At 31.3% G+C, this 23,076-nt stretch carries 21 protein-coding genes; 18 read left to right on the top strand and 3 right to left on the bottom strand.

The window, feature by feature from the left end:
• Positions 1–42 precede the first annotated feature (42 nt).
• Positions 43–1,113, top strand: coding sequence for an AI-2E family transporter (locus E4100_RS07740; protein WP_135271467.1), 1,071 nt, complete (start codon positions 43–45; stop codon positions 1,111–1,113).
• 1 nt (position 1,114) lies between these two features.
• On the opposite strand, the gene truA is transcribed toward E4100_RS07740, so the two are convergent.
• Positions 1,115–1,852: a tRNA pseudouridine(38-40) synthase TruA gene (gene truA / locus E4100_RS07735; protein ID WP_135271466.1), complete on the bottom strand. Its 738-nt coding sequence runs from the start codon at positions 1,850–1,852 to the stop codon at positions 1,115–1,117.
• A 9-nt stretch (positions 1,853–1,861) separates the two neighbouring features.
• The gene (locus tag E4100_RS07730; protein WP_135271465.1) at positions 1,862–2,707 is read right to left on the bottom strand and encodes a YitT family protein; all 846 of its coding nucleotides are present in this window, start codon (positions 2,705–2,707) and stop codon (positions 1,862–1,864) included.
• 143 nt (positions 2,708–2,850) lie between these two features.
• Between E4100_RS07730 and E4100_RS07725 the strand changes: the two genes are divergently transcribed.
• The 5 genes from E4100_RS07725 (at position 2,851) to E4100_RS07705 (ending at position 5,737) form a co-directional block, all read left to right on the top strand.
• Entirely contained in the window at positions 2,851–3,336 is a 486-nt protein-coding gene (locus E4100_RS07725; RefSeq protein WP_135271464.1) for a ferritin-like domain-containing protein, read from the top strand.
• A gap of 11 nt (positions 3,337–3,347) precedes the next feature.
• Positions 3,348–3,902, top strand: coding sequence for an isochorismatase family protein (locus tag E4100_RS07720; RefSeq protein ID WP_135271463.1), 555 nt, complete (start codon positions 3,348–3,350; stop codon positions 3,900–3,902).
• Positions 3,903–3,918: 16 nt separating this feature from the next.
• Complete coding sequence (locus E4100_RS07715) at positions 3,919–4,380, top strand: CBS domain-containing protein (RefSeq protein ID WP_135271462.1); 462 nt, start codon at positions 3,919–3,921, stop codon at positions 4,378–4,380.
• Between the two features lie 90 nt (positions 4,381–4,470).
• Positions 4,471–5,268: a J domain-containing protein gene (locus tag E4100_RS07710; RefSeq protein ID WP_135271461.1), complete on the top strand. Its 798-nt coding sequence runs from the start codon at positions 4,471–4,473 to the stop codon at positions 5,266–5,268.
• Position 5,269: 1 nt separating this feature from the next.
• Complete coding sequence (locus E4100_RS07705) at positions 5,270–5,737, top strand: methylated-DNA--[protein]-cysteine S-methyltransferase (RefSeq protein WP_135271460.1); 468 nt, start codon at positions 5,270–5,272, stop codon at positions 5,735–5,737.
• Here E4100_RS07705 and E4100_RS07700 read toward each other — a convergent pair.
• Positions 5,730–6,989 carry an L-cysteine desulfidase family protein gene (locus tag E4100_RS07700; RefSeq protein ID WP_135271459.1) on the bottom strand — a complete coding sequence of 420 codons (1,260 nt, stop codon included), beginning with the start codon at positions 6,987–6,989 and terminating at the stop codon, positions 5,730–5,732. The genes E4100_RS07705 and E4100_RS07700 overlap by 8 nt on opposite strands.
• A gap of 222 nt (positions 6,990–7,211) precedes the next feature.
• On the opposite strand from E4100_RS07700, the gene E4100_RS07695 reads away from it, so the two are divergent.
• The 12 genes from E4100_RS07695 (at position 7,212) to E4100_RS07640 (ending at position 22,935) form a co-directional block, all read left to right on the top strand.
• Positions 7,212–7,784 carry a xanthine phosphoribosyltransferase gene (locus E4100_RS07695; RefSeq protein ID WP_135271458.1) on the top strand — a complete coding sequence of 191 codons (573 nt, stop codon included), beginning with the start codon at positions 7,212–7,214 and terminating at the stop codon, positions 7,782–7,784.
• 60 nt (positions 7,785–7,844) lie between these two features.
• A complete protein-coding gene (locus tag E4100_RS07690) occupies positions 7,845–9,581 on the top strand; it encodes a sigma-54 interaction domain-containing protein (RefSeq protein ID WP_209315315.1) in 1,737 nt (578 codons plus the stop codon).
• A gap of 445 nt (positions 9,582–10,026) precedes the next feature.
• Entirely contained in the window at positions 10,027–11,178 is a 1,152-nt protein-coding gene (locus E4100_RS07685; protein ID WP_135271457.1) for a baeRF7 domain-containing protein, read from the top strand.
• Positions 11,179–11,259: 81 nt separating this feature from the next.
• Positions 11,260–12,786: a 4-alpha-glucanotransferase gene (malQ, locus tag E4100_RS07680; RefSeq protein ID WP_345702330.1), complete on the top strand. Its 1,527-nt coding sequence runs from the start codon at positions 11,260–11,262 to the stop codon at positions 12,784–12,786.
• A 1-nt stretch (position 12,787) separates the two neighbouring features.
• Positions 12,788–15,148, top strand: coding sequence for a glycogen/starch/alpha-glucan phosphorylase (locus E4100_RS07675; RefSeq protein ID WP_135271456.1), 2,361 nt, complete (start codon positions 12,788–12,790; stop codon positions 15,146–15,148).
• A gap of 93 nt (positions 15,149–15,241) precedes the next feature.
• The gene (locus tag E4100_RS07670) at positions 15,242–16,564 is read left to right on the top strand and encodes a sugar ABC transporter substrate-binding protein (RefSeq protein WP_135271455.1); all 1,323 of its coding nucleotides are present in this window, start codon (positions 15,242–15,244) and stop codon (positions 16,562–16,564) included.
• Positions 16,565–16,624: 60 nt separating this feature from the next.
• Positions 16,625–17,059, top strand: a complete 435-nt coding sequence (locus E4100_RS07665) for a hypothetical protein (RefSeq protein WP_135271454.1) — start codon at positions 16,625–16,627, stop codon at positions 17,057–17,059.
• Positions 17,060–17,064: 5 nt separating this feature from the next.
• Positions 17,065–19,173, top strand: a complete 2,109-nt coding sequence (locus E4100_RS07660; protein ID WP_425596614.1) for a carbohydrate ABC transporter permease — start codon at positions 17,065–17,067, stop codon at positions 19,171–19,173.
• Positions 19,173–20,069: a sugar ABC transporter permease gene (locus E4100_RS07655; RefSeq protein WP_135271452.1), complete on the top strand. Its 897-nt coding sequence runs from the start codon at positions 19,173–19,175 to the stop codon at positions 20,067–20,069. Before E4100_RS07660 ends, E4100_RS07655 begins: the two co-directional genes overlap by 1 nt.
• A gap of 13 nt (positions 20,070–20,082) precedes the next feature.
• On the top strand, positions 20,083–21,168 hold the full coding sequence (locus tag E4100_RS07650; RefSeq protein ID WP_135271451.1) for an ABC transporter ATP-binding protein: 1,086 nt from the start codon (positions 20,083–20,085) through the stop codon (positions 21,166–21,168).
• Between the two features lie 15 nt (positions 21,169–21,183).
• Complete coding sequence (locus tag E4100_RS07645) at positions 21,184–22,221, top strand: LacI family DNA-binding transcriptional regulator (protein ID WP_135271450.1); 1,038 nt, start codon at positions 21,184–21,186, stop codon at positions 22,219–22,221.
• 99 nt (positions 22,222–22,320) lie between these two features.
• Positions 22,321–22,935 carry a hypothetical protein gene (locus E4100_RS07640; protein WP_135271449.1) on the top strand — a complete coding sequence of 205 codons (615 nt, stop codon included), beginning with the start codon at positions 22,321–22,323 and terminating at the stop codon, positions 22,933–22,935.
• The last annotated feature ends 141 nt before the right edge of the window (positions 22,936–23,076 follow it).

Below are 23,076 nucleotides of genomic sequence, written 5' to 3'. Positions count from 1 at the left end.
TTATCTAAATTAGAAGGTTTTCAGAAAGGAGATGAAATTTAGATGAGAGCCATAAAGATAAAAAAAATATGGATATTGGATATAGTGTTGATTATAATTTCATTGATATTGGTTATAGGATTTTGGAATAATTTTTCTAGAGTTATTAGTCCTTTTGTATATGCGCTAATTTTAGCTTATATATTAAATCCACTGGTAAATTTTTTCGAGAGGAAAAGGATAAAAAGAAGATGGGCAGTTTTAATCGTTTTTGCTATAATACTGATATTTTTATCTCTGTTTTTTGCTTTGATTATTCCTAACGCTGTAAATGATTTAACAAATTTTATTAAGGATATACCGAACATTGTAAAATTTCTTCAAGATTGGTTTAATGATTTGAGGTCGGGCAATTTTGGGGATATTGTAGAAAAACTAGAAGAGTATATTAACTTAGACGAGCAATTAAACAGCATATCAGAATACATCAGATCCAGTTTAGAAAACATCGTTTCATTTTTAGTAGCATCTACTGCAACTTTATTGGATTTACTAATGACACCGATAATTACTTTTTATTATTTGAAGGAGAAAGATAAGATACTGAGCATAGCTACAAATCTAATACCTAAGAAGATAAAACCAACTTTTTATAAGCTTGGGAATGATATAAATAGGATATTAAGTGGGTTTATTAGAGGGCAACTTATCATAGCTCTTATAATTGGAGTATTGACGGGTATTGCAGCTGCAATACTTAGAGTGCCATATGCAATTACAATAGGGATACAAGCGGGTATAACGAACATCATCCCTTACTTTGGACCTTGGATTGGAGGAATATTGCCAGTCATACTAGCGCTCATGATAAGTCCTGTAAGAGCTTTGTGGATGGTAATAGCAATTATAGTGATTCAACAAGGAGAAGGTGATTTGATATCACCTCAGATAATGTCTCACTCTGTTGGGCTTCACCCTCTACTTGTAATGTTTTCAGTTTTATTTTTTGGATCAGCCTTTGGGATAGTAGGAATGATAGGAGGAGTGCCTCTTATGGCAATCCTTATAACAATAGGAAATTACATCATTGAATATAGAAAAAAGTTAAAAAACGATACTGTTACTATGGAATAAATTAGTATATGACTTTTTCTAGGAACAAACCATGTGCCGGAGCTTTAAAACCAGCTTCGGCTCTGTTTTTTGAGTCAAGAAGAGAATAGATGTCATTTATTTCTCTAGTGCCATTCCCGATTTCGATAAGGGTTCCGGTTAATATTCTGACCATATTATATAGAAAACCATCTGCTGCGTATTGTATTGATATTATGGGATCATTTTTATTTATTATTATTGACTCAATACTTTTAATGGTGGATTTTTTCTTGCTCTTAGAAGAAGTAAAAGCTCTGAAGTCATGAGTACCAATTAGTATTTTACTAGCTTTATTCATATTCTCTACATTTAATTTCTCTGGCACATGATAGCTGTATTTCCTGTAAAAAGGAGATTGATAAGAATGATTATAAATATAATAGATATAATACTTTTTCTTTACGTTGTATCTAGCGTGAAATCTTTCTGACACTTCCCTCATATCTTTTACAATTATATCTTTAGGCAAATAAATATTCATGTAATATAAAAGATCATTTAGTTCAATTTCGCTGTTTGTTTTGAAATTAGCTACTTGACCCTTGGCATGGACTCCAGCATCTGTTCTGCCTGAACCAATTAAATTTACATCTTCATTTATTATCATTTTTATAGTTTTTTCGATTTTTTCTTGAATGGTGTTTTCGGTATTTCCTAATCTTTGCCAACCTTGATATTTACTTCCATCATATTCTAAAACCATCTTTATATTTCTCATAATTCACCTCTAATCATATGTAAAGCCCTCGCCTTCAACTTCTGTGATATGCGAAACCGAGATAAATGCCTTATTATCTACACTTCTAATATAATCTCTTATCCTAACATATTCATCTCTTGAAACTATCGTGTTTATTATTCTCTTTTCTTCTTTTGAATATCCACCCATTGCAATATAAATTGTTGTGCCTCTGCCTATTTCATTTAGTATGAAGTCATTAATACTATCAAGTTCTTTAGAGATGATCATCATATTCATCTTCACATTGAAACCAGATATTATTTTATCTATAACAAATGAGTTGATTACTATACCTAGTAGCGCATACATTCCCAATCTTGCGCCATATACAAAACTTGCAAATATAACTATCAAGAAATCTGATATCAAAAGTGATTTACCCATGGCAACGCCAGTGTATTTATTTATAATTTTAGCAATGATATCCGTGCCCCCAGTAGAGGCGTCTTCATTGAATACAATTCCCATTCCGACACCAGAAATCAGTATTCCGAAGATTAAATTTATGAACAAATCATCTGTAAAAGGGGCTTTCATGGGTATGATATATTCAAAGATAGCGATCATCGCTGAGAAAGCAAATGAAGAATATATAGTATATCCACCGAAATCTTTTCCTATGGCTACAAATGCAACGATAAATAATATGACGTTTAGAGCTGCTAATATAATACCCATTGGTATGGATGGGATTAAGTAGTTAAGTATCATTGCTAAACCTGTCGCCCCACCAACTGCAAGATTTGAAGGCATAAGGAAAAAATAAAGGCCAACAGTCATTATTAACAATCCTATATTTATATATACAAATCTCTTTAAATTAAATTTCATACTTAGCACCTCTTATTTTTAATGATAACAATAATATATCACATAAATTGATTAACTAAAATAGTGTTAGCTTCTAGGGTTATTAAAAAAAATATTGGGTATAAAAATTTATATAAATGATATAAACTTTAGGAGGTTTTATTATGAATTATTTAGATATGGCAATTAAACTAGAAACTGAAGGGGAGACATTTTACCTTGAGCAAGCTGATAAAAATAGTGGAAGTGAAATCGAAAGAGTTTTTAGATTACTTGCAAATGAAGAGAGAAAGCATAGAGAACTTTTAGAGAATTTATCTAAAAAACTCGATTATACTATTCCAGAAACAGATTCTGAAATAGAATTTGAAAGTATTTTTAGAGATGAAAAGGATTTTAAATTAGAAACAGCAGTTGAACCGAAACAAATTGATGTTTATAGATTGGCTCTTCAAAAAGAAAAAGAAAGTATAGAACTCTATCAAAAGATGAAAGAAGAAGCTAGTGATGAAGAAGAAAAAGCACTGGTTGATTTTTTGATTAAACAGGAAGAAAATCATTATAGAATATTTAACAATATAGTTGAGTTATTGAGAAAATCGGAAGAATGGGTTGAGTCAGCTGAATTTGGCAAGAGAGAAACTTATTAGAGGTGGATTTAATGAAGGAAGATTTACTAGTGATCGATTGTCAGTACGATTTTATAGAAGGAAGTTTAGCTTGTATACATGCAAAAGAGGCAGTGAAGAATATAGTAGATTTTATAAATTCACATGACTTAAATGTTTATTATTCATTGGATTGGCACAATCAGAGTAATAAGAGTTTTAAAATTAATGGAGGAATCTGGCCTGTTCATTGTGTGAAAGATGAAAAAGGATCAAAACTAGATGACGTGTTTTATGAAAAAGTCCAAGATATAAAAGACAGACCAAATGAAAAAAATATGTTTTACAAAGGTATAAACGATGATATCGAGGAGTACTCAGCATTTAATGCGAAGAACATCAATGGGATAATATTAAATAAGACTTTATCAAATGAAGTTATAGTCTGCGGGATTGCTAGTGAATTTTGTGTTAGAGAGACAGTACTTGATTTATTAAAAAGCGAGAGAAAAGTTAAATTATTATTGAATGGCTTAGGATATGTAGATGAGAAAGATCATATTAAAAATATAGAAGAGCTTAGAGAATTAGGTGTTGAAATTATCTAACACAAGGAGGGATATTATGCTAGTAAAAGACATAATGACAACAAATGTATATACTGTCAAATTAGATGATACTGTGGAAGCATGTGCTAAGCTATTCACAGATAAAAATCTAAGCGGAGCACCAGTTGTAGATGATGAGGGAAATTTAAAGGGAATTGTAACTGAAGGAGATTTAATCCGAAGGGGTACCAATATCAAAGGGCCTAAGGCAATAGAAATTTTAGGTGGATTAATTTACTTAGATACACCTAAAAAATTTTTTGAAGAGTTGAAGAAAGACTTAGGAATTTTCGTGCAAGATGTAATGACAGATGAGGTCATAACAATAAATGAAAATGCAACAGTTGAAGAAGCAGCAACATTGATGGTTGAAAAGAAGATAAAAAGGATTCCGGTTTTAAACGATAATCATGAATTAGTGGGTATAATATCTAGAAAAGATATCATGAATTACTTATTTCCTAAAGGTTCTGAATAATTTCAGAGCCTTTAGTTTTTTTAGTTGTATTTTTAAGAGCATTAAGTTAGTATGAATAGTATAATTTATACAAAATTAAAGGGGATTGTGATGAACTTTTTAAAAAAAATTGCAGGAAAATTTATTTACGGTTTAGCAAAAGTGATTTCTATAATTTTTGACGGACTGATTTGGATATTTACAACCATAGTGGATTTAATAGTGGGACTAGGCAAAATATTATTGACATTGATAGCGATGGGTGGCATATTAGTAATATTTCTTTTATTCTCACCTTTAGGAATAGCACTATTATTTAATCCGATAACTATTATTACAATATTTCTATTTATTGTAATTCCGATTTTAGGGAAGAAATTTATTTCATATCTACAATATCTAAAATATATAACAACTGAATATTTATTTGACTTAAGTGAATATTTGATCGAAGGAAAAACAGAGTACAAGTCTTTTGATGAATTCAGCAGAAAATATAGAAATATGGAAGAAGAAAGGGAAAGAAAAGAGAGGGAAGAAAGGCAGAGAAGAGAAAAAGAAGAGTGGGAAGAAAGATTTAGGCAGTGGCAAGAATATCAAAATTTCAACAGGGGATATCAAGGCTACTATCAGAATGGAAATGGGCAATACAGAGGTGCAACATATCAAAACCCTACGACTGAATTTATTAGTAAATATGAAAAAAGCTGTGAACTATTGGGAGTATCACCAGAAACTGACATTTATCAAGTGAAATTGGCATATAGAAAAAAAGCGAAAGAGTACCATCCTGATTTAAACAAAGCGCCAGATGCAACTAGAAGATTTCAAGAGATCAATGATGCTTATGAATTTTTAACAGAAGAAAACATTCAAAGATATAAAAACATCAAAAAAGGAGCAAATTAAAATGCCTAAATATGTTTTTTCTTTTGAAAGTAAAATTGGGAATTTAAATATTTACGAGACAAACAGAAAAATATTTAGAATTGAGTACAATGAAGAAAAGATAGATAAAGAATATAAATTTGAGATGACGCCAACGATAGAAAATGCAATAAGACAAATAGAAGAATATTTAAATGGTAATAGAAAAATCTTCACTGTGCCTATTGAACTGTATGGAACTGAATTTCAAGTCAAAGTTTGGAATGAATTGTTAAAAATACCATATGGAGAAACTAAGACTTATAAAGAAATCGCAATGAACATAGAAAACAAGAAAGCCTATAGAGCTGTTGGAAGAGCAAATAACAAAAACCCGATTCCTATCATAGTCCCATGCCATAGAGTAGTAGGTTCTGATCAATCATTAGTCGGATACAAAGGAGGACTTGAAATTAAGAAAGCCCTCCTAGATATAGAAAATGCTAATTAAGCTTATTAAGCATTATTTCTAGAATTTCTCTATCTACATTTTTCATGCCTTCTGATGTCACTTTATGAAGGTTTTTTATTGATTTTTCAACTGTTTCACCGAGTATGCCATTATCATAGGGAATTTGAACACCTGATAGAGCTAAATGAGATGCTTCTATTGCGGCTGTAACAGATATTGACAATTTGTAAGCGCATCCCTCTTTTGCCCCATCACAAAACATACCAGAGATACCGGCAAGTGTGTTATTTATACTTGCCTTTATTTTTTGGTCATTTCCATTTTCAAGCATTGTAAGCCCTGCACTTAAGCCTAAACCGGAAGCTACTGAACAACCACATACAGGAGTGAGAGTGCCAATATGTGCTTTCACGTAAATTGTCACTAAATGACTTAAAGTTATAGCCCTGATTATTTCTTCTTCTGTTTTTTTAAGTACTTCTCCAATGACTGCTAGAGGTATAATAGCTACTAAACCATGATTACCACTTCCTGCTGAGCTCATGACAGATAATGGATAGCCAGACATTCTAGCTTCAGATGCACACACGGTAAGTGCTTTTGCCTTTTTATATACATCATCAGCATCTCTTATGTACACCTTACATAATCCAATTCCGAGATCTTTACTTGCTCCGATTTGAGCTAAATTTAAATTGACAGCTATTCCCTCTTTAATGAAATATATTTTCTCGATATTTATATTCCTTGAGAAATATATTAAATCATCTATATCATAATTTTTTATCTCGTTTTTTAAGTCTAATTTATTTTCTAAACTACTTTCATTCTTAATAACCTTTCCATTCAAAGATTCATAGCAAATGTTTGTGTGATTATCTTTAATAATAACCTGTGAATAATTATTTTTTGAATACGCTCTTACATCAATATAGAAGAAGTCTTTTTCAAAATCCACTTTTATTTTTATAGAGTCTCTATCTACAATGCACCTAGCTTGTTGTAAAGTATCATCATCTATATTATTTAGTACCTCGAGGCCATCAGAAGAATTACCATGTATCATGGCTATAGCACAAGCCATAACAAGTCCTTTCTCATTAGTAAAGGGTATACCTACACACATTCCATTTTTTAATACATTAGTATTTACATTTACTTCTAAGCTCTCTATATCTTCAGCTAATATTTCTCTAGCTTTTGCAACAGCTAATGCTACTGCTGCTGGTTCTGTGCATCCCAAAGCTTTTACAACCTGATTTTTCAATATAGATAATAATTTTTCTTCCAATTATATCCCCTCCAAAGATATAATATGCAATAATCATGCCTAAACATTCGCTTGTTAAAAAGCTCAAAACATTGTATTAGGACGATTTTAGTAAGATTTATGAAAAATCTTTATAATAAATTAGAATGAATTCTCAAATATGAGAATACACAACTTTCTCTTTCTGTTGATTATTGTCCTGAATTGTATTAGTATATAATAAAATTATATGGAGGAGATTAAATGGAATATCTTAAAAACAGAATAATTAAGGATAGCACAGTCAAAGACAATAATATAATCATGGTTGATTCATTTTTAAATCATCAATTAGATATCAAGCTATTAAATAAAATTGGCAAAGAATTTTATGAACGATTTAAAGATAAAAACATCAACAAAATATTGACAATTGAAGCTTCTGGAATTGCAATTGCTGCTATTACAGCACAGTATTTTGATGTTGATGTAGTATTTGCTAAAAAAACTTTGTCAACTAATTTAGATGATAATACATATGAAAGTAAAGTAAACTCATATACAAAAAATGAAACGTATACTGTAAGAGTAGCTAAAAAGTTTATAAATAAACAAGACAAAATATTAATTATAGATGATTTTTTAGCAAATGGAAAGGCTTTAGAAGGACTGATAGACATTATTGATCAGGCTAATGCAAAAGTAGAAGGCATAGGTATAGTTATAGAAAAAGGATTTCAAAAAGGTGGGGATATTATTAGAGAAAAAGGTCTAGATTTAGAATCACTCGTGATTATTGATGGAGTTAAAGACGGATCTATTATTTTCAGGGAATGATGTTGCTTAAATTTCTCAAAAATGATAACTTACTATTATAAATATATAGTAGGTGATACCGTGACGCTTTTATATGATATAAAATCTGAGCTTCAAGAAATAATTGAATCTTTACACGACGTGACTAATGTGGATATGGCAATAGTTGATGAGGAATTATTTAGAGTAGCCGCTACTGGGGTGCTGGCAAATACAATAGGAGAAAAAGCACCACTAAATTCGTTATTTCACAAGTGCTTATTAACAGCAGAGAGTTATTTTATAGTAAATCCTAGAGAAAATGAGTTTTGCACACAATGCGAGAATCTACTTGAATGCAATGAATTAGTTGAGATGTGTTTGCCAATAAAGTATGATAATATGATAATTGGAGTCATTGGTCTTTGCGCTTTCGATGAAAAGACAAAAGAAAGTTTCGTTTTAAATAAGGACAGATTCTATAATTTAGAAATTAGGATCAGAGGCATAATTGAGGAAATTTTAAAAAGACGGGATTATGCTGAGCTTTTAGAATATAGACATTTAGAGTTTAAAACACTCATTAACTCAATAAATGAAGGCATTATTGTCGCTGATAACTCCTTAAATATTCAAAGCACAAATGAATATGTAGTAAAGAGATTTGAGCTAAAAAAGAACTTTGATTACAAGCTATCGGATATTTTACCAGATAAAATATTGGATAAAATTACTGAAGGATTTTGTGGCGATTTAGGACCAGTGTACATAAATGGTAATGAATATATGGTTCAAATCAATACATTTTATTTTAGTAGTGAGAGAAAAGGGCATGTATTTGTATTTAAAGATTTCAAAAAGATGAAAGACTCCATTATGAAATCGGATAGATATAAGGAGTTTACCACATTTGATGATATAGTCGGCGAGAGTGAAGCTATAAGACAAGCTAGACTTCAAGCTATTGAAAGTGCCAAGGTGGATGTACCGGTTTTGATATATGGAGAAACTGGTACTGGAAAAGAAGTGTTTGCAAAAGCTATACATTTTTCAAGCAATCGATCCAAAGACATATATATGGCTGTAAACTGTGGTGCGATAGCAGATAGTTTAATAGAGAGCGAATTGTTTGGGTATGAGAAGGGCTCGTTCACAGGAGCTTTGGCTAGTGGAAAGAAAGGGATTTTTGAAGTGTCTACAAATGGGACACTTTTACTAGATGAAATAAGTGAATTGAAGTATTCAACCCAAGTTAAATTATTGAGAGCTTTAGAAGAAAAAGAAATAAAGAGAATAGGTTCTACAAATACAATAAAAACAAATCCTAGGATTATCGCTGCTACTAATAAGAATTTATCTTTACTAGTGGAAAAGAATGAATTCAGAGAAGACCTTTTCTATAGGTTGAATATAATTCAGATAAATATACCTCCACTTAGAGAAAGAGGATATGATGTTTTATTATTAGCGAGATATTTTCTAGACAATTTTAATAAAGTGTATGATAAAAACATAAAAGGATTTACAACAAAAGCAGAGAAATTGCTTTTAGAGTATTCGTTCCCTGGGAATGTCCGTGAATTAAAAAATATAGTAGAGTACTGTGTCATATTTGAAAATAATGACATAATAGATGAAAGTAAGGTTTTAAAGAAAATCAGTTCTAAGAAAAACAATATTGTAAATGATAAGACTTTAAAGCAGGTTGTAAAGGAATTTGAGAAAGAATTTTTAAAGAAAGAAATTTTACTAATAGGAGATAGTGTTGAGGAAAAGAAAAATCTAGCCAAAAGGCTAGATATAAGCTTAGCAACATTATACAGAAAATTAGAAAACTAACTTAAATAGTTTATAATCGTTGGAAGGTATAGCATAATTATTGCTACAAAAGATGATATATAAAAGAATAATTTAGTAAATTTTGATGCTTTCTTTTTTTCAAGTGAAACATAACCTTTATAAATCAACAAACCAGTTAACAATACAAACAATGGTTTAAACTTTGTCAAATTTGAAAAATAAGCACTTCCCACTGACCCTAGACCTAGGGTAGCTAATATAAGCGTTCCACTTCAGCAAAGGCTTGCAGACAATGCCGTAAAGACAGATAATACTCCCATCAATTTTTCTTTCATTTCACACCTCCTATACCCCTATGGGGTTATTCTAACATATATTTTTTTCTTATACAATCATTATTATAAATGTTTATGTTGGAGTAAAAGTGGTAACTATAATATAAGACATAAGATATTGACTACAAAACAATAAGGGGGAGATGCTGATGAAAAAACTAGAACTAAACACAATCATCAATTTATCTAACTTTGAAGGTAAGGCATTGGTGTCTATTTATATGCCTACTTATAGAGCAGGCATTGAAGTAAATCAAAACAGGATAATACTAAAAAATAGACTCAATGAGGTGGAAGATAAGCTTTCTAGTTTAGGATATACAAAAAGGGATGTAGAAAACCTATTAAAACCAGCCTACAGACTTGTCGATGAAACTATTTTTTGGCAATATCAAGAAGATGGATTAGCAATATTTATTTCTGATGACTTTTTTACTTACTTCACTTTACCTGTTAAATTTAAAGAGATGTCAATTGTGTCCAATAGGTTCTATATAAGACCCTTATTGAAATACTTTACTCAACTATCTCAATTTTATGTATTGACACTCAGTTTAGAAGATGTGAATTTGTATGAAGCTACTCCATTTGAAATAAATAAAATTGATTCTCCTCAAATAGACGAAATAGTAAAAAACTTTGTTCCTGGGAATGAACTTCATCAGGAAGCTACAAGTCCAAAAGGAGCAGCAAGAGGAGGCTTTGGGGGGAGATTGCACAGCCTTCATGAGTTGAGTAAAACAGAAAAAATCGAAATATCAAATTTCTTGAGAAATATAGATAAAGAAGTTTGTAAATTGATTGATGATACTAGAAAACCTTTGATCATCTATAGTGTTGAATATATATATTCGATGTATAAAGAGGTAAGTTCGTATAAAAATATTTTAGATGAATATATAAAAGGAAGCCCTATGGAAGTTAAAGAAAAAGAAATTCATGAAAAAGCTACGGTAATAAATTCAAAATTAATAGAAAAGAAAATAGAAGAAGATAAGAATAAATTTCTAGAATTAAAAAATGCAAATCCCCAATTAGTGAGTGAAGATGTAAAAGAATTAGTTAAGTTAAGTTTTGCAGGAAATATTGAAATATTGTTTGTTGCAGAGGACTATCAGTTATTTGGGAGATTTGATGAAGAAAAATTTGAAGTCGAAGTTACAAATGAAGAAACAGCTTTAAACACAGACTTATTTGATTTCATAGCGCTAAAGACTCTGTTTAATGGTGGCAAAGTCTATGTTTTAGAAAAAGAAAACTTACCAATTGAAAAACCTATAGTAGCAATTTTAAGATATTAAAAGCTGTGTTTTAAAACACAGCTTTTAATATCTTAAAAAAACCTTTACAAAAAAAGAATATTAAGATAAACTATTATTAAGTTGTACAAACGGTTGCACAAAGTCATAGAAAGTAGGTGTAAACCTTTGAGGAAAAGAACTAGCGGGATTTTAATGCACATTTCATCGTTGCCAAGTCAATATGGAATTGGGGATTTTGGGAAAGAAGCTTATAATTTTGCAGATTTTTTAGAAAAAGCTGGCCAAGAGAATTGGCAAATACTTCCTTTAGGAGTAACTGGGTTTGGAGATAGTCCCTATCAATGTTTTTCAGCTTTTGCCGGGAATCCATATTTTATAGATTTAGAAGAATTCATTGAATTGAATTATCTGACTCCTGACGAAATCAAAAATGAAGATCTTGGCGAAAATGAAAATTATGTAGATTATGGCAAATTGTACATAGGAAAATACAAACTATTAAGGATTGCCTATGATAGAGCTAAAGATTCAATAAAGAATGAACTAGACTTATTTTATCAAAAAAATAAATATTGGCTTAGAGAGTTTGCTTTATTCATGTCACTAAAAGACGAATTTAATGGGCAATCATGGCTGAATTGGCCTATTGAATTTAGACAGTTTGACAGTAAAGAAATTATTGATTTTGAAAAAAATAGTTCTGATAGAATCTATTTTTGGATTTTTACTCAATATTATTTTGAAAAACAGTGGCACAAATTAAAAAATTATGTAAATAGCAAAGGGATAAAAATAATTGGGGATTTACCAATATATGTTTCGGAAGATAGCTCAGATGTTTGGGCACATCCGTATAATTTTAATTTAGATGAAAATTTGATACCAAAGACAGTAGCTGGTGTACCACCTGATGATTTTACAAGCAAAGGACAGCTTTGGGGAAATCCAATATATAACTGGAATAAGATGGAAGAAGATGGCTATAAATTTTGGGTAGATCGAATAAGACATAGCTTCAACATGTTTGATACTTTAAGGATTGACCACTTTAGAGGTTTTGAATCGTATTGGGAAGTTCCATATGGTTCGGAAGATGCTGTTAACGGCAAATGGGTTAAAGGACCAGGAATAAAATTATTTAAAAAGATTAAAGAAGAGCTAGGAGATTTGGATATAATTGCAGAAGATTTAGGTTATCAAACAGAAGAAGTGATAAAACTGATAGAAGATACAGGATTTCCTGGCATGAAAATACTCCAATTTGCATTTGACCCTTATGGAGATAGTGAAAATTTACCACATAATTTAATCAGAAATGCTACTTTCTACACAGGGACTCATGATAATAAGACGGTAAAAGATTGGTTTGATACAGCTCCATTAGAAGAAAAGGAATTTGCGGTAAAATATCTGAAACTTGATGAAAAAGAAGGATATAGCTGGGGACTTATAAGAGGAGTTTGGTCATCGGGGGCATATTTAGCTGTTTGCCAAATGCAAGACTTTTTAAATTTAGGACAAGAGGCTAGAATGAATACGCCCGCTACCCTTGGGAATAACTGGAAATGGAGAATAGATAAGTCGATGTTAACTGATGAATTGGCTGCAGCGATAAAAGATCTGACAAAGACTTACAGGAGGGAATAGTTTGATTAATCACGAAGATTTAAAACAAAGGATTGAAATATATTCAATAACAACTTTTGGAAGTGGATTCAACGAACTTGATGATAGTGAAAAATATGTTGCATTATCAAAAGCGCTAATGGAAACAGTTTTACCTATTTGGAATGAATCTATTGAGAAGACAAAAGACAAGAAAAAAGCGTATTATTTTTCATCTGAATATTTACTGGGAAGATTTTTAGATAATAATCTAATTAGTTTGAGAGTAAAAGATGAAGTAGATAGAATCTTAAATGATTTAGGAATAAGTTATTCTGAAATTGAAGAATCTGAGCAAGACCCTGCTTTAGGAAATGGTGGATTAGGTAGGCTTGCAGCGTGCTTTCTCGATTCAGCTGCTAGCCTAGGGTATCCTTTAGATGGATATGGTATTAGATATGATTTTGGATTATTTAAACAAAAATTTATAAACGGAGAGCAAGTAGAAGTTGCTGATAATTGGACCAAATACGGTGACCCTTGGGGAATTAGAAAAGTTAAAGAAACGGTGTATGTAAATTTCGATCATACGATAATTAAGGCCGTACCTTATGACTATCCTATAATAGGATATGATAAGAAATTAATCAACACTCTTAGACTTTGGAAGGCAGAATCGCTAGATGAATTTGACTTCAAGGCATTTAATGATCAAAATTACGATTTAGCTGTAAAAGCTAAAAATGATGCTGAAAATATAGCTAAAGTGCTATATCCTAATGATTCGTATGAGGAAGGGAAGAAATTAAGATTAAAGCAAGAGTATTTCTTTGTTTCTGCATCTTTACAAGATCTACTTCGAAAGTTTAAGAAAAGTAATCGCGATTTGCACGAGTTTTATAAATATCATTCAATTCAACTCAACGATACTCATCCTGCGGTTGCTATACCTGAACTCATAAGACTTTTATTAGGTGAAGGTTTAACTTTTGAAGAAGCTTTTGAGATTGCACAAAAGACATTTGGTTATACAAATCATACTTTGATGGCAGAGGCTTTAGAACAATGGCCAATAAAGTACTATGAGGAACTACTTCCAAATATAATAGATATTATTAATAGAATTAATGCAAAATTAATAACTGAAATTAAAAGCATGGGCATTAAAGATGAAGATATTTATAAATATGAGATAATTCACAATGGCAACATAAAAATGGCTTGGCTTGCTATTTATGGATCTAAATCAGTTAACGGTGTAGCAAAACTACACACAGATTTGCTTATTAATAAAGAACTAAATGATTGGTACAAACTATATCCTAAAAAATTCAACAATAAAACAAATGGAATAACTCAAAGAAGATGGCTATTGCAAGCAAATCCTGAGCTATCGAGTTTAATAACTCGTCTGTTAAACTCGGATAGTTGGATAACGGATTTAAGTAAACTAAAAGAACTAGAGAAATTTGCAGATGATAAAAATGTGCTAGAAGAATTTATGAATGTAAAACAAAAAAGAAAAGAAAAATTAGCTCAATACATCAAAGAAGTGGAAGGCATAGAAATATCAAAGGATTCAATTTTTGATGTACAAGTAAAGAGAATACATGAGTATAAAAGGCAGTTGCTTAATGCTTTTCATATTTTGGATCTCTACTTTAGGCTTAAAGAAAATCCTATGCTAGATATATATCCGCGAACCTTCATTTTCGGAGGGAAAGCAGCTCCAGGTTATTTTAGAGCAAAAGGGATTATTAAATATATTAATGACATAGCAAACTTAGTAAATAATGATGACACTATAAATGGGAAAATAAAAGTTGTATTTGTTCAAGACTATAGGGTGTCTTATGCAGAAAAAATAATGCCTAGCGCTGATATATCTGAACAGATATCAACAGCAGGTAAAGAAGCATCAGGCACTGGAAACATGAAGTTGATGTTAAATGGAGCACCTACTATTGGAACCTATGATGGTGCAAATATAGAGATAGTTGAAGAAGCAGGAGAAGAAAATAACTTCATATTTGGATTGAGAGTTGAAGAAATTCAAAATTTAGCTCCTAATTATGATCCAAAACAAATTTATGAAACTAATTCTAGGCTTAAAAGAGTTGTTGATACATTAGTTGATGGAACTTTTACAGATACAACGGGAGCTTACAAAGATATTTACAATTCACTAATCTATGGCACTAATTGGGAAAGACCAGATGTATATTTCGTATTAGCTGATTTTCAAAGCTATTGTGATATGCAACAAAAAGTAGATATTGCATATAAAGATAGATTAGGATTTGCTAAGAAAGCATGGTTAAATATTGCAAATTCGGGTAAATTTAGCTCAGATAGAACTATAACAGAATATGCTAAAGAAATTTGGCAAATAGAGAGGATTTAATTTTTATGGGTCGTGTAGTTCACGCGATCCATAAAGTTAAATTATATATTTAAATATTATGCAATCGTATGCATAAAAAATGGAGGGAAAAAAATGAAGAAGAGAATTTTGTTAGCATTGTTATTGGTTGTAGCACTTTCAATTACAGCATGTTCAAGTGGCACTGAAGAACCAACTAATGAAGAACCTACAACTACAGAAGAGGGTATTAAAGCTACCATAAGTGTACAAGTTGAATCTACTTGGAAACCTTATTACGAAGCAGCAGCACAAAGAGTTATTGAAAAGAATCCAGAGGCAGTGATTGAATTTATTGAAATTCCATCATTTGACCATCTAGATGTTCTTGATGCAACAGATGTTACAAATCCAGATGTAGCTGATGTTTTTGCAATACCAGCAGATAGAATTTATGGATTGTCACAAAATGAAGCATTAGCAGCTTTAGATGCTAAAACTATGGCTGAAAATATCGGTGGATTTGAAAACTTTGACGAAGGATTGGGTGGGAACTTCAATATTGATGGAGAGTATTTAGCATTTCCTATGAATATTGAAACTCTTATTAACTTTGTAAACACTAAAAATGCTGAAACATTGGGCGTTGATTTAACAAAAGACATTGAATTTACTGAATTAGAGTATCAAGATATGCTAGTGCCAGCATTTGATGCTTGGTTTGGAGTTTCATTTACAAATGCAGCGGGATTAGAATTATTAGGTAAAGATGATTCTGGAAACTTATATTCAGATATGACAAAAGATTTTAGCGAACTAAATGACCAACAAAAGGCTGTATTTACTGCATTATACGACTATTGGAAACAACATAATGAAAACGGTACACCTTTATGGGATGCTGATGCTGCATGGGGATACATGGATACTGAATTCACAACAGGCGGAAATACAGCTATAAGACTTGAAGGTCCATGGTCAACAGCAAGTCTTTCTGCATTAGCTGGAAATGGTGCTGATTTAGACATCATTCCTATCAATAAAGTTACAGTGGCAGGTTATCCTTTGGCTCACTGGAAAGGCGGATGGGGAATGGTAATCAATTCTAGAAATGAAGGCGATGCAAATAAAATGGCATTGGGACAAGCTTTTATAGAAGAAGTACTAAATCCAGAATATGCAATTGATTTCTTTAAAGCAACAGGAAAGATTATGGAAAACGTAAAAGTAGAAGAATATATGAATTCAGATTTGTCAGATGTTGACAAGAAAGTAATATCTGCAGTCATTGAATCATATAACAATGCTCCTGCAAGACCACTATTTACAGAATGGGGTTCAGTATGGGACACTTGGAAAAACGGGATATTATCTTGGTCTTCTACAAAACCTGCAAGTGCTGAAGAGGCTTATTCAGTAATGCAAGCTGCATTTAAGTCGATGATGAACAACTTTTAGTTAGAGATACTCTGGGGATAGAATCTATTCCCAGAGTATTAAACAATAAAGAGGGATAATATGAAACATATATCAAATAAACATTTCTACGTACTTGTTATTTTATGCTCAGTCATCATTTTATTATCTTCGATGGAATTGATGATTATCATTAAAGACAGTACAATTTTTAACAAATGGGTATTAACAAACAATCTAACACAGTATCCTATTGAAGACACATTTGTTGAGTACTTAAATGCAAACTTAATATCGTATGCGTTGAGGATTATTTTTCCAGTAGCATTAGGCATAAGTGCATTTCTAACATTGACAAAGTTTTATATAAATAAAATACTGGTTTATGTATTTTTATTGTTTGAAGTAGGTGGTCTAGCTTTTACTGCAATTCAAAGGAACTTTAATTCAATATTTTATTTTCTGATATTGGCAGTATATGTTGTTTTAATTATTTATACATATATATTTATAGCTCTCAAAGAAGACTATAGTTAAAGGCGGTGAAAAATTTGGGGAAATATAGTGTTTTTCTCTACGATAATATAGGGAATACTTATGAAAGAAAAAATAAATATCTCTTAGAGCTTGCGCTTCTTGACGAAAAAATTAAAAGTGAAAAGGATAATGTTATAAAACAAAAATTAAAAAAAGAAAGAAGAGAAGTAAAGCGAAATAAGGGCAACCACTCTTATATAATTTCACTTAGGGATTATGAAAAAAAAGAGAAAGAATTTTTAAATGAATTAAAAAGAAGTAAAAAAGTATATATCAAAGAACTAAAAGAGGATAAGACAAACCGAAAATTAATAGGACTTAAGACAAGGTTATTTGAAAGTGAGAAAAAATTAACTTTCTACAAGGAATATATAGATTTATCTTATGATGCAGAATTCGAATATAGAAAAGCAAATTTAGATTCTATTCATTTGCCTAAGATAATAGAATTCTTTGTTGAGGGGCAGAAAGAATTAAACATCGCATTAAATGAGAAAGAAGAATTAAAAAACCTTGATGAAAAAGACTTTAAGAATGATTTTAAGAAATTTAAAGTTTCGCAGAAAGAAATTTTCAAGAATGAGAAATTGAGAATTAAAAAGTTAAGAAAAGAGGGTTTAATTTCTAAAAAAGCTGAAGAAAATGGAATAAAAGAATTAAAAAAGAAATATGAAAATGCTTTAGAGATAAAGAAAAGAGAGTCAAAAAAATTTGCAAACAAAGAGTTTATAAAAACTAAAAAATATGAGTTAAAAAAAGATTTAAAGACGATGACAAAGGTTTTAGAAGCAGATATTTCTGACTTCAGAAGAAAAACACCAGTTGAAATTGAAAAGACAATACCTTACTATTCATATTTAACCATACTAATTCCAGGCTTGGGGCAAGGATTAAATAAACAGTACATGAAAATGTTTTTATTTTTTATAGCAACACTTTTTATTTATCTAGTAGCAATACCATATGCTTTAGGGTATGGAAATTATCAGGGGCAGGGTATTGCAGGGCTTATAAATCTTGCTGAAGGTGGACTTAGAATTCATAAATCAATTATATTTTTAATAGAAGGAATTGTAGCAGTATTTCTTTCGATAATTGCTGTGGTAATGCTCATAATATCATTTATAGATGCTCACAAAGTTGAAAAAAATGTTATAAAGGGGATAAGACCAAGCAACTGGTTTGAAACAAGAATGACTATTTCAGAAGATGGATTTCCATATGTTGTATCGCTTCCGGCACTATTAATTATTGTGTTTATAGTACTCGTACCCATCATGACAACTTTCCTATTGTCATTTACTAACATGGATCCACAACATCAGTCGAAATTTACTTGGATTGGAATAACTAATTACAAGATGATAATAATGGGAGAAGGTCTTGCGGGAAGAGTTTTCTGGCTTATTCTTGGTTGGACAGTAATATGGACATTAGCAGCGACAACTTTAGCGATATTAATCGGATTTGTACTCGCTCTATTAGTTAACAACGAAAGAATAAAAGGAAAGAAATTTTTCAGAACTATATATCTACTTCCATGGGCTGTACCTGCATTTATAACAATAATGTTCTTTAGCATAATGCTAGCACCTCGTGGAGTACTCACTGAGATAATAAACAATATAGTTGGAATGAAAATAGAAATAAAAAATGATCCTACTCTAACAAGGATAGCTTTAATACTGATGCAAGGCTGGCTCGGTAGCTCATATATTTTTATTCTTACAACTGGTGTTCTTCAAGCGATACCAGGAGATTTATATGAAGCTGCCGACATGGACGGAGCTACCGCTTGGGATAAAATAAGAAGAATAACGGTACCACTTGTATTATTCCAGACTGCACCATTGCTAGTTACACAATACACGTTCAATTTTAACAATTTCTCTGCTATATTTTTATTTAATGGAGGAGGACCATTTGATCCTATCAAATATGGAAACTTAGCTGGATCATCAGATATATTGATTTCATACATTTATAAACTTACAATGGATAACCAATACCAAGCTATTGGAGCAGCAATAACCATGTTTATATCTTTAGGGCTTATGTTATTTACGTTCATTGGATTTAAAAACTCCAAGCAATTTAAGGAGGGAAGACTGTGATGATGAAAAGAAAAGAAAACAAAGAAAAACTATATCTTTCTGACAAACCTCCATTGACTTTATTTGGCAAAATTGGAATATTTATAACATACGTGATATTGTTTGCTTGGGTTTATGCCATTATCTGGCCTCTTTTTCAAATGTTTGTTTCAGCATTCAATGGAAAGCAGCAACAATATATAATGGCGAATTCAAATTTTGAGTTTTCAATTAGACATTTTCAATATCTTTTTACCGAAACACTTTATTTAACTTGGGTTAAAAATACTTTGATAATTGCAGGAACAACCGCTATATTGACTTTAATTGTCGTATCATTCACAGGATATGCATATTCTAGGTATAGATTTAAGGGAAGGAATGCATCGTTAATGGCAATATTACTTATCCAGACAATACCAACATTTGCTGGTATAACGGCTTATTTTACTATGCATTCCATAGTTTCGGCGATAATTCCTCAATTCAGTAGACAGATGATGTTAATTTTAATTTACACAGGAGGAGCAATAGCCTCAAATACATTTATACTAAAAGGCTATATAGACTCTGTTTCTACAGAATTAGATGATGCCGCTAAAATTGATGGCTGTTCTAATTTTAATGTTTACAGATTGATAATCATGCCAATAGCTAGGCCAATGCTGACTATAATTGCACTTTGGTCATTTATCGGACCTTTTATGGATTATCTATTAGCCAAGGTGTTGTTAACGAGCCCACAATCATACACTTTAGCTGCAGGGCTTTATACACTTGTAACCGATTTTAGAACTATGAATCAACCGGCTTTTGCGGCAGGAGGACTTTTAACTGCTGTACCAATTGTAATACTATTCATAGCTTTGCAAAAGCAGCTTGTATCTGGACTAACAAGCGGTTCTGTAAAAGGATAGGGGGAATTATACAATGAAAGTAGAACTTAAAAATATAGGTAAAAAATACGAAGGCAGAGAAGATTTCACTTTAAGGGATATAAATCTAGATATTGAAGATAAAGAATTTTGTGTAATTTTGGGGCCATCTGGTTGTGGTAAAACTACTCTTTTGAGGATGATTGCAGGCCTCAATTCTATAACTGAGGGGGATCTCTTATTTGATGGTAGGAGAGTAAATACAGTACCACCTAAAGATAGGGATATTGCAATGGTATTTCAATCATATGCTCTATACCCTCATATGACAGTTTACGACAATATGGCATTTTCATTGACAATGCGAAAAGAGAGTAAAAAAATCATTGATGAGAGAGTAAGATCTGCAGCAAAACTTTTGCAAATTGAAGATTATCTTTATGCTAAGCCTGCAGATATTTCAGGGGGGCAAAGGCAAAGAGTTGCATTAGGTAGAGCGATTGTTAGAAACCCTAAAGTATTTTTGATGGATGAGCCATTGTCAAATTTAGATGCTAAGTTAAGAGAACATATGAGAGTTGAGCTTGTAAAAATTCACAAGCAATTAGGCACGACATCTATATATGTAACACATGATCAAACCGAAGCCATGACTATGGCTACTAAGATTGTTTTACTAGACAAGGGTAAGATTCAGCAAGTAGGTAAGCCTGATGATTTTTACAATAAACCAAGTAATATTTTTGTTGCTAAATTCATTGGATCGCCTACAATGAATATTATAGATGGAATATATAAAGAGGGTAAATTCATATCAAAGAATGAGACAATCATACTCACTCCATCTAAAGAAGATAAAATTGTTTTAGAGAAATATGAAAATAAAAATGTTTCAATAGGTATAAGACCTGAAAGATTTGAGAGTGGTGGGGAATTTGGAGATACTTTTACAGCGACTATAGAAGTAGTTGAAATGCTTGGTAAAGAGAAAATACTTCATGCTAAATTATCGGATGGTTCCGATTTAGTGATATCTACACCAGGACATTATGAGTACAATGAGGGAGAAGTACACAAATTTGGATTTGATATAAATGCTATTCATTTTTTTGATACAGAAACTACTATGAGAATTAATTAAAGGGATGAAGATATAATGCAAAGCATTAAGAGAACTACTATAAAAGATGTTGCTAAGATGGCCAATGTTTCGCCTTCCACAGTATCAAGAGTAATATCCAATAGCCCTAGAATAAGTGAAGAAACTGCAAAACGTGTAAAATACTGTATGAATGAATTAGGCTATTATCCTAATGCTATTGCAAGGTCTTTAGCTAATAAGACATCTAATACAATCGGGCTTATCATGCCTGTAAGGCCAGGAGAAACTTTATTAAATCCTTTCTTTCAGGAGGCTTTAAGAGGAATTGTAAGGGGTGCTACTGTATGTTCTTATGATGTGCTTTTAGCAACATTTCAAGGCGGAGAAGACGAAATAGACTCTATGAGGAAACTAATTAGCGCATCAAAAATCGATGGAGTAATTCTAATGACAAGTAGAGTTAATGACAATGCGATAAAATATCTAAGAGAAATTAATTTCCCATTTTGCGTAATAGGATCTCCATTAGATGATAAACAGATTTTTAATCATGTTGATAACGACAATATAACCGCTTCATATGAGTTAACTAAACATTTAATAGATGAAGGAAAGAAAAAAATAGCTATCATAGCAGGTGATAAAAATTTGATAGCCACTGTTCATAGAATAAAAGGTTATGAAAAAGCCCTGATAGAAACTCAATGTAAGCTAGATGAAAATTTGATTTATACAGGCGATTTTGATGAAAAAACAGGATATACTTATGCAAAGTATTTATTTGAGAATAAAATCAATCCAGATGCAATCCTTGCCACAGACGATTTAGTAGCTTTTGGTGTAGTTAGATATTTATTAGAAAAAGACATAAAAATACCAGATGAAGTTGCCGTAGCAAGCTTTAACAACAGTATACTTTCTAGACAATTTCAGATACCGATTACATCAGTTGATATACATGCAGATACATTAGGAGAAGAAGCAGTTAAAATATTGATTGAATATATGCAAGAAGGAAAAGTAAAAAGAAAAATAGTTCCTCATACAATACACATAAGAAGGTCTTCATCAAGCAAAAGCTCTCGTTTTTAAAATGAGAGCTTTTAATTAATTTTATTGAAAAACAACGCCATAAATGGTATTATCAATATATGGTGAATTGTCACTAAATTCTTAATAGTGGGGGATAATATGGATCATAAGATTATTGAAGAAAATTTACAACAAATCGATTCTGTGATTTCAAGTAAAATAATAATTGGAGAGGCAAACCAGATTGAAGAAATCCATATTGTTTCCAATGGAATACGAAATCCTAAGCAAATTGCGAGGGATGTTGAATCAGTCCTATTAGCAAATTTTGATTACAAGATAGATCACAGAAAAATCAGCATTGCTCAATTAGATGATATAGATATTAGAAAGATAAAACCTAGATTAAAATTAAACGGAATTTCAAAAGAAACATCTGGGAACAAAGCCAACGTAAAGGTTAGCATTCTTAAAGCTGATGAGGAGTTTGTTGCCTCTAAATCAGGTATTAACTCAAACAGAAATATAGAAAGAATGCTTGCTGAAGCAACAGTAATGGCTGTTGAAGATTCCCTTGGAATAAATGATTTGTTTATTGTAGAAGATATAAGAAATTTAATGATTGCTAGTGTACAAGTTGTTGTAGTTTTAGTTTCAAGTCTAATAAATGGGCAAGAAATCATACTATCAGGCTCTAGTGTAGTAAAAAATGATTATTATCTTTCTGTTGCAAAAGCTACTTTAGATTCGATCAACAGATTTTTAACAAAATAGCCTAAAATGCCGGCTAAAATGAAGCGAAGATAATAAAAAATAGCGAAGCGAATATAGCATGCTTAACTAGCGGATGAGCAGAGTACTCTATGAAGGAGGCTATATTCGATGAAAAAAATCGCAACTATGTTGTTAAGCGTT

It is taken from the genome of Soehngenia longivitae, from assembly GCF_004684055.1.
GTDB classification, from domain to species: domain Bacteria; phylum Bacillota; class Clostridia; order Tissierellales; family Tissierellaceae; genus Soehngenia; species Soehngenia longivitae.
This window is presented reverse-complemented; position numbering and strand designations above follow the sequence as displayed.

What these genes read in the sequence shown, in the direction of transcription:
- E4100_RS07705 (WP_135271460.1), top strand. Translation starts at nt 5,270, where the DNA reads ATGCCTAAATATGTTTTTTCTTTTGAAAGTAAAATTGGGAATTTAAAT.
- E4100_RS07710 (WP_135271461.1), top strand. Translation starts at nt 4,471, where the DNA reads ATGAACTTTTTAAAAAAAATTGCAGGAAAATTTATTTACGGTTTAGCA.
- E4100_RS07685 (WP_135271457.1), top strand. Translation starts at nt 10,027, where the DNA reads ATGAAAAAACTAGAACTAAACACAATCATCAATTTATCTAACTTTGAA.
- E4100_RS07650 (WP_135271451.1), top strand. Translation starts at nt 20,083, where the DNA reads ATGAAAGTAGAACTTAAAAATATAGGTAAAAAATACGAAGGCAGAGAA.
- E4100_RS07640 (WP_135271449.1), top strand. Translation starts at nt 22,321, where the DNA reads ATGGATCATAAGATTATTGAAGAAAATTTACAACAAATCGATTCTGTG.
- E4100_RS07730 (WP_135271465.1), bottom strand. Translation starts at nt 2,707, where the DNA reads ATGAAATTTAATTTAAAGAGATTTGTATATATAAATATAGGATTGTTA.
- E4100_RS07655 (WP_135271452.1), top strand. Translation starts at nt 19,173, where the DNA reads ATGATGAAAAGAAAAGAAAACAAAGAAAAACTATATCTTTCTGACAAA.
- E4100_RS07665 (WP_135271454.1), top strand. Translation starts at nt 16,625, where the DNA reads ATGAAACATATATCAAATAAACATTTCTACGTACTTGTTATTTTATGC.
- E4100_RS07670 (WP_135271455.1), top strand. Translation starts at nt 15,242, where the DNA reads ATGAAGAAGAGAATTTTGTTAGCATTGTTATTGGTTGTAGCACTTTCA.
- E4100_RS07725 (WP_135271464.1), top strand. Translation starts at nt 2,851, where the DNA reads ATGAATTATTTAGATATGGCAATTAAACTAGAAACTGAAGGGGAGACA.
- E4100_RS07645 (WP_135271450.1), top strand. Translation starts at nt 21,184, where the DNA reads ATGCAAAGCATTAAGAGAACTACTATAAAAGATGTTGCTAAGATGGCC.
- E4100_RS07740 (WP_135271467.1), top strand. Translation starts at nt 43, where the DNA reads ATGAGAGCCATAAAGATAAAAAAAATATGGATATTGGATATAGTGTTG.
- E4100_RS07715 (WP_135271462.1), top strand. Translation starts at nt 3,919, where the DNA reads ATGCTAGTAAAAGACATAATGACAACAAATGTATATACTGTCAAATTA.
- truA (WP_135271466.1), bottom strand. Translation starts at nt 1,852, where the DNA reads ATGAGAAATATAAAGATGGTTTTAGAATATGATGGAAGTAAATATCAA.
- E4100_RS07720 (WP_135271463.1), top strand. Translation starts at nt 3,348, where the DNA reads ATGAAGGAAGATTTACTAGTGATCGATTGTCAGTACGATTTTATAGAA.
- E4100_RS07695 (WP_135271458.1), top strand. Translation starts at nt 7,212, where the DNA reads ATGGAATATCTTAAAAACAGAATAATTAAGGATAGCACAGTCAAAGAC.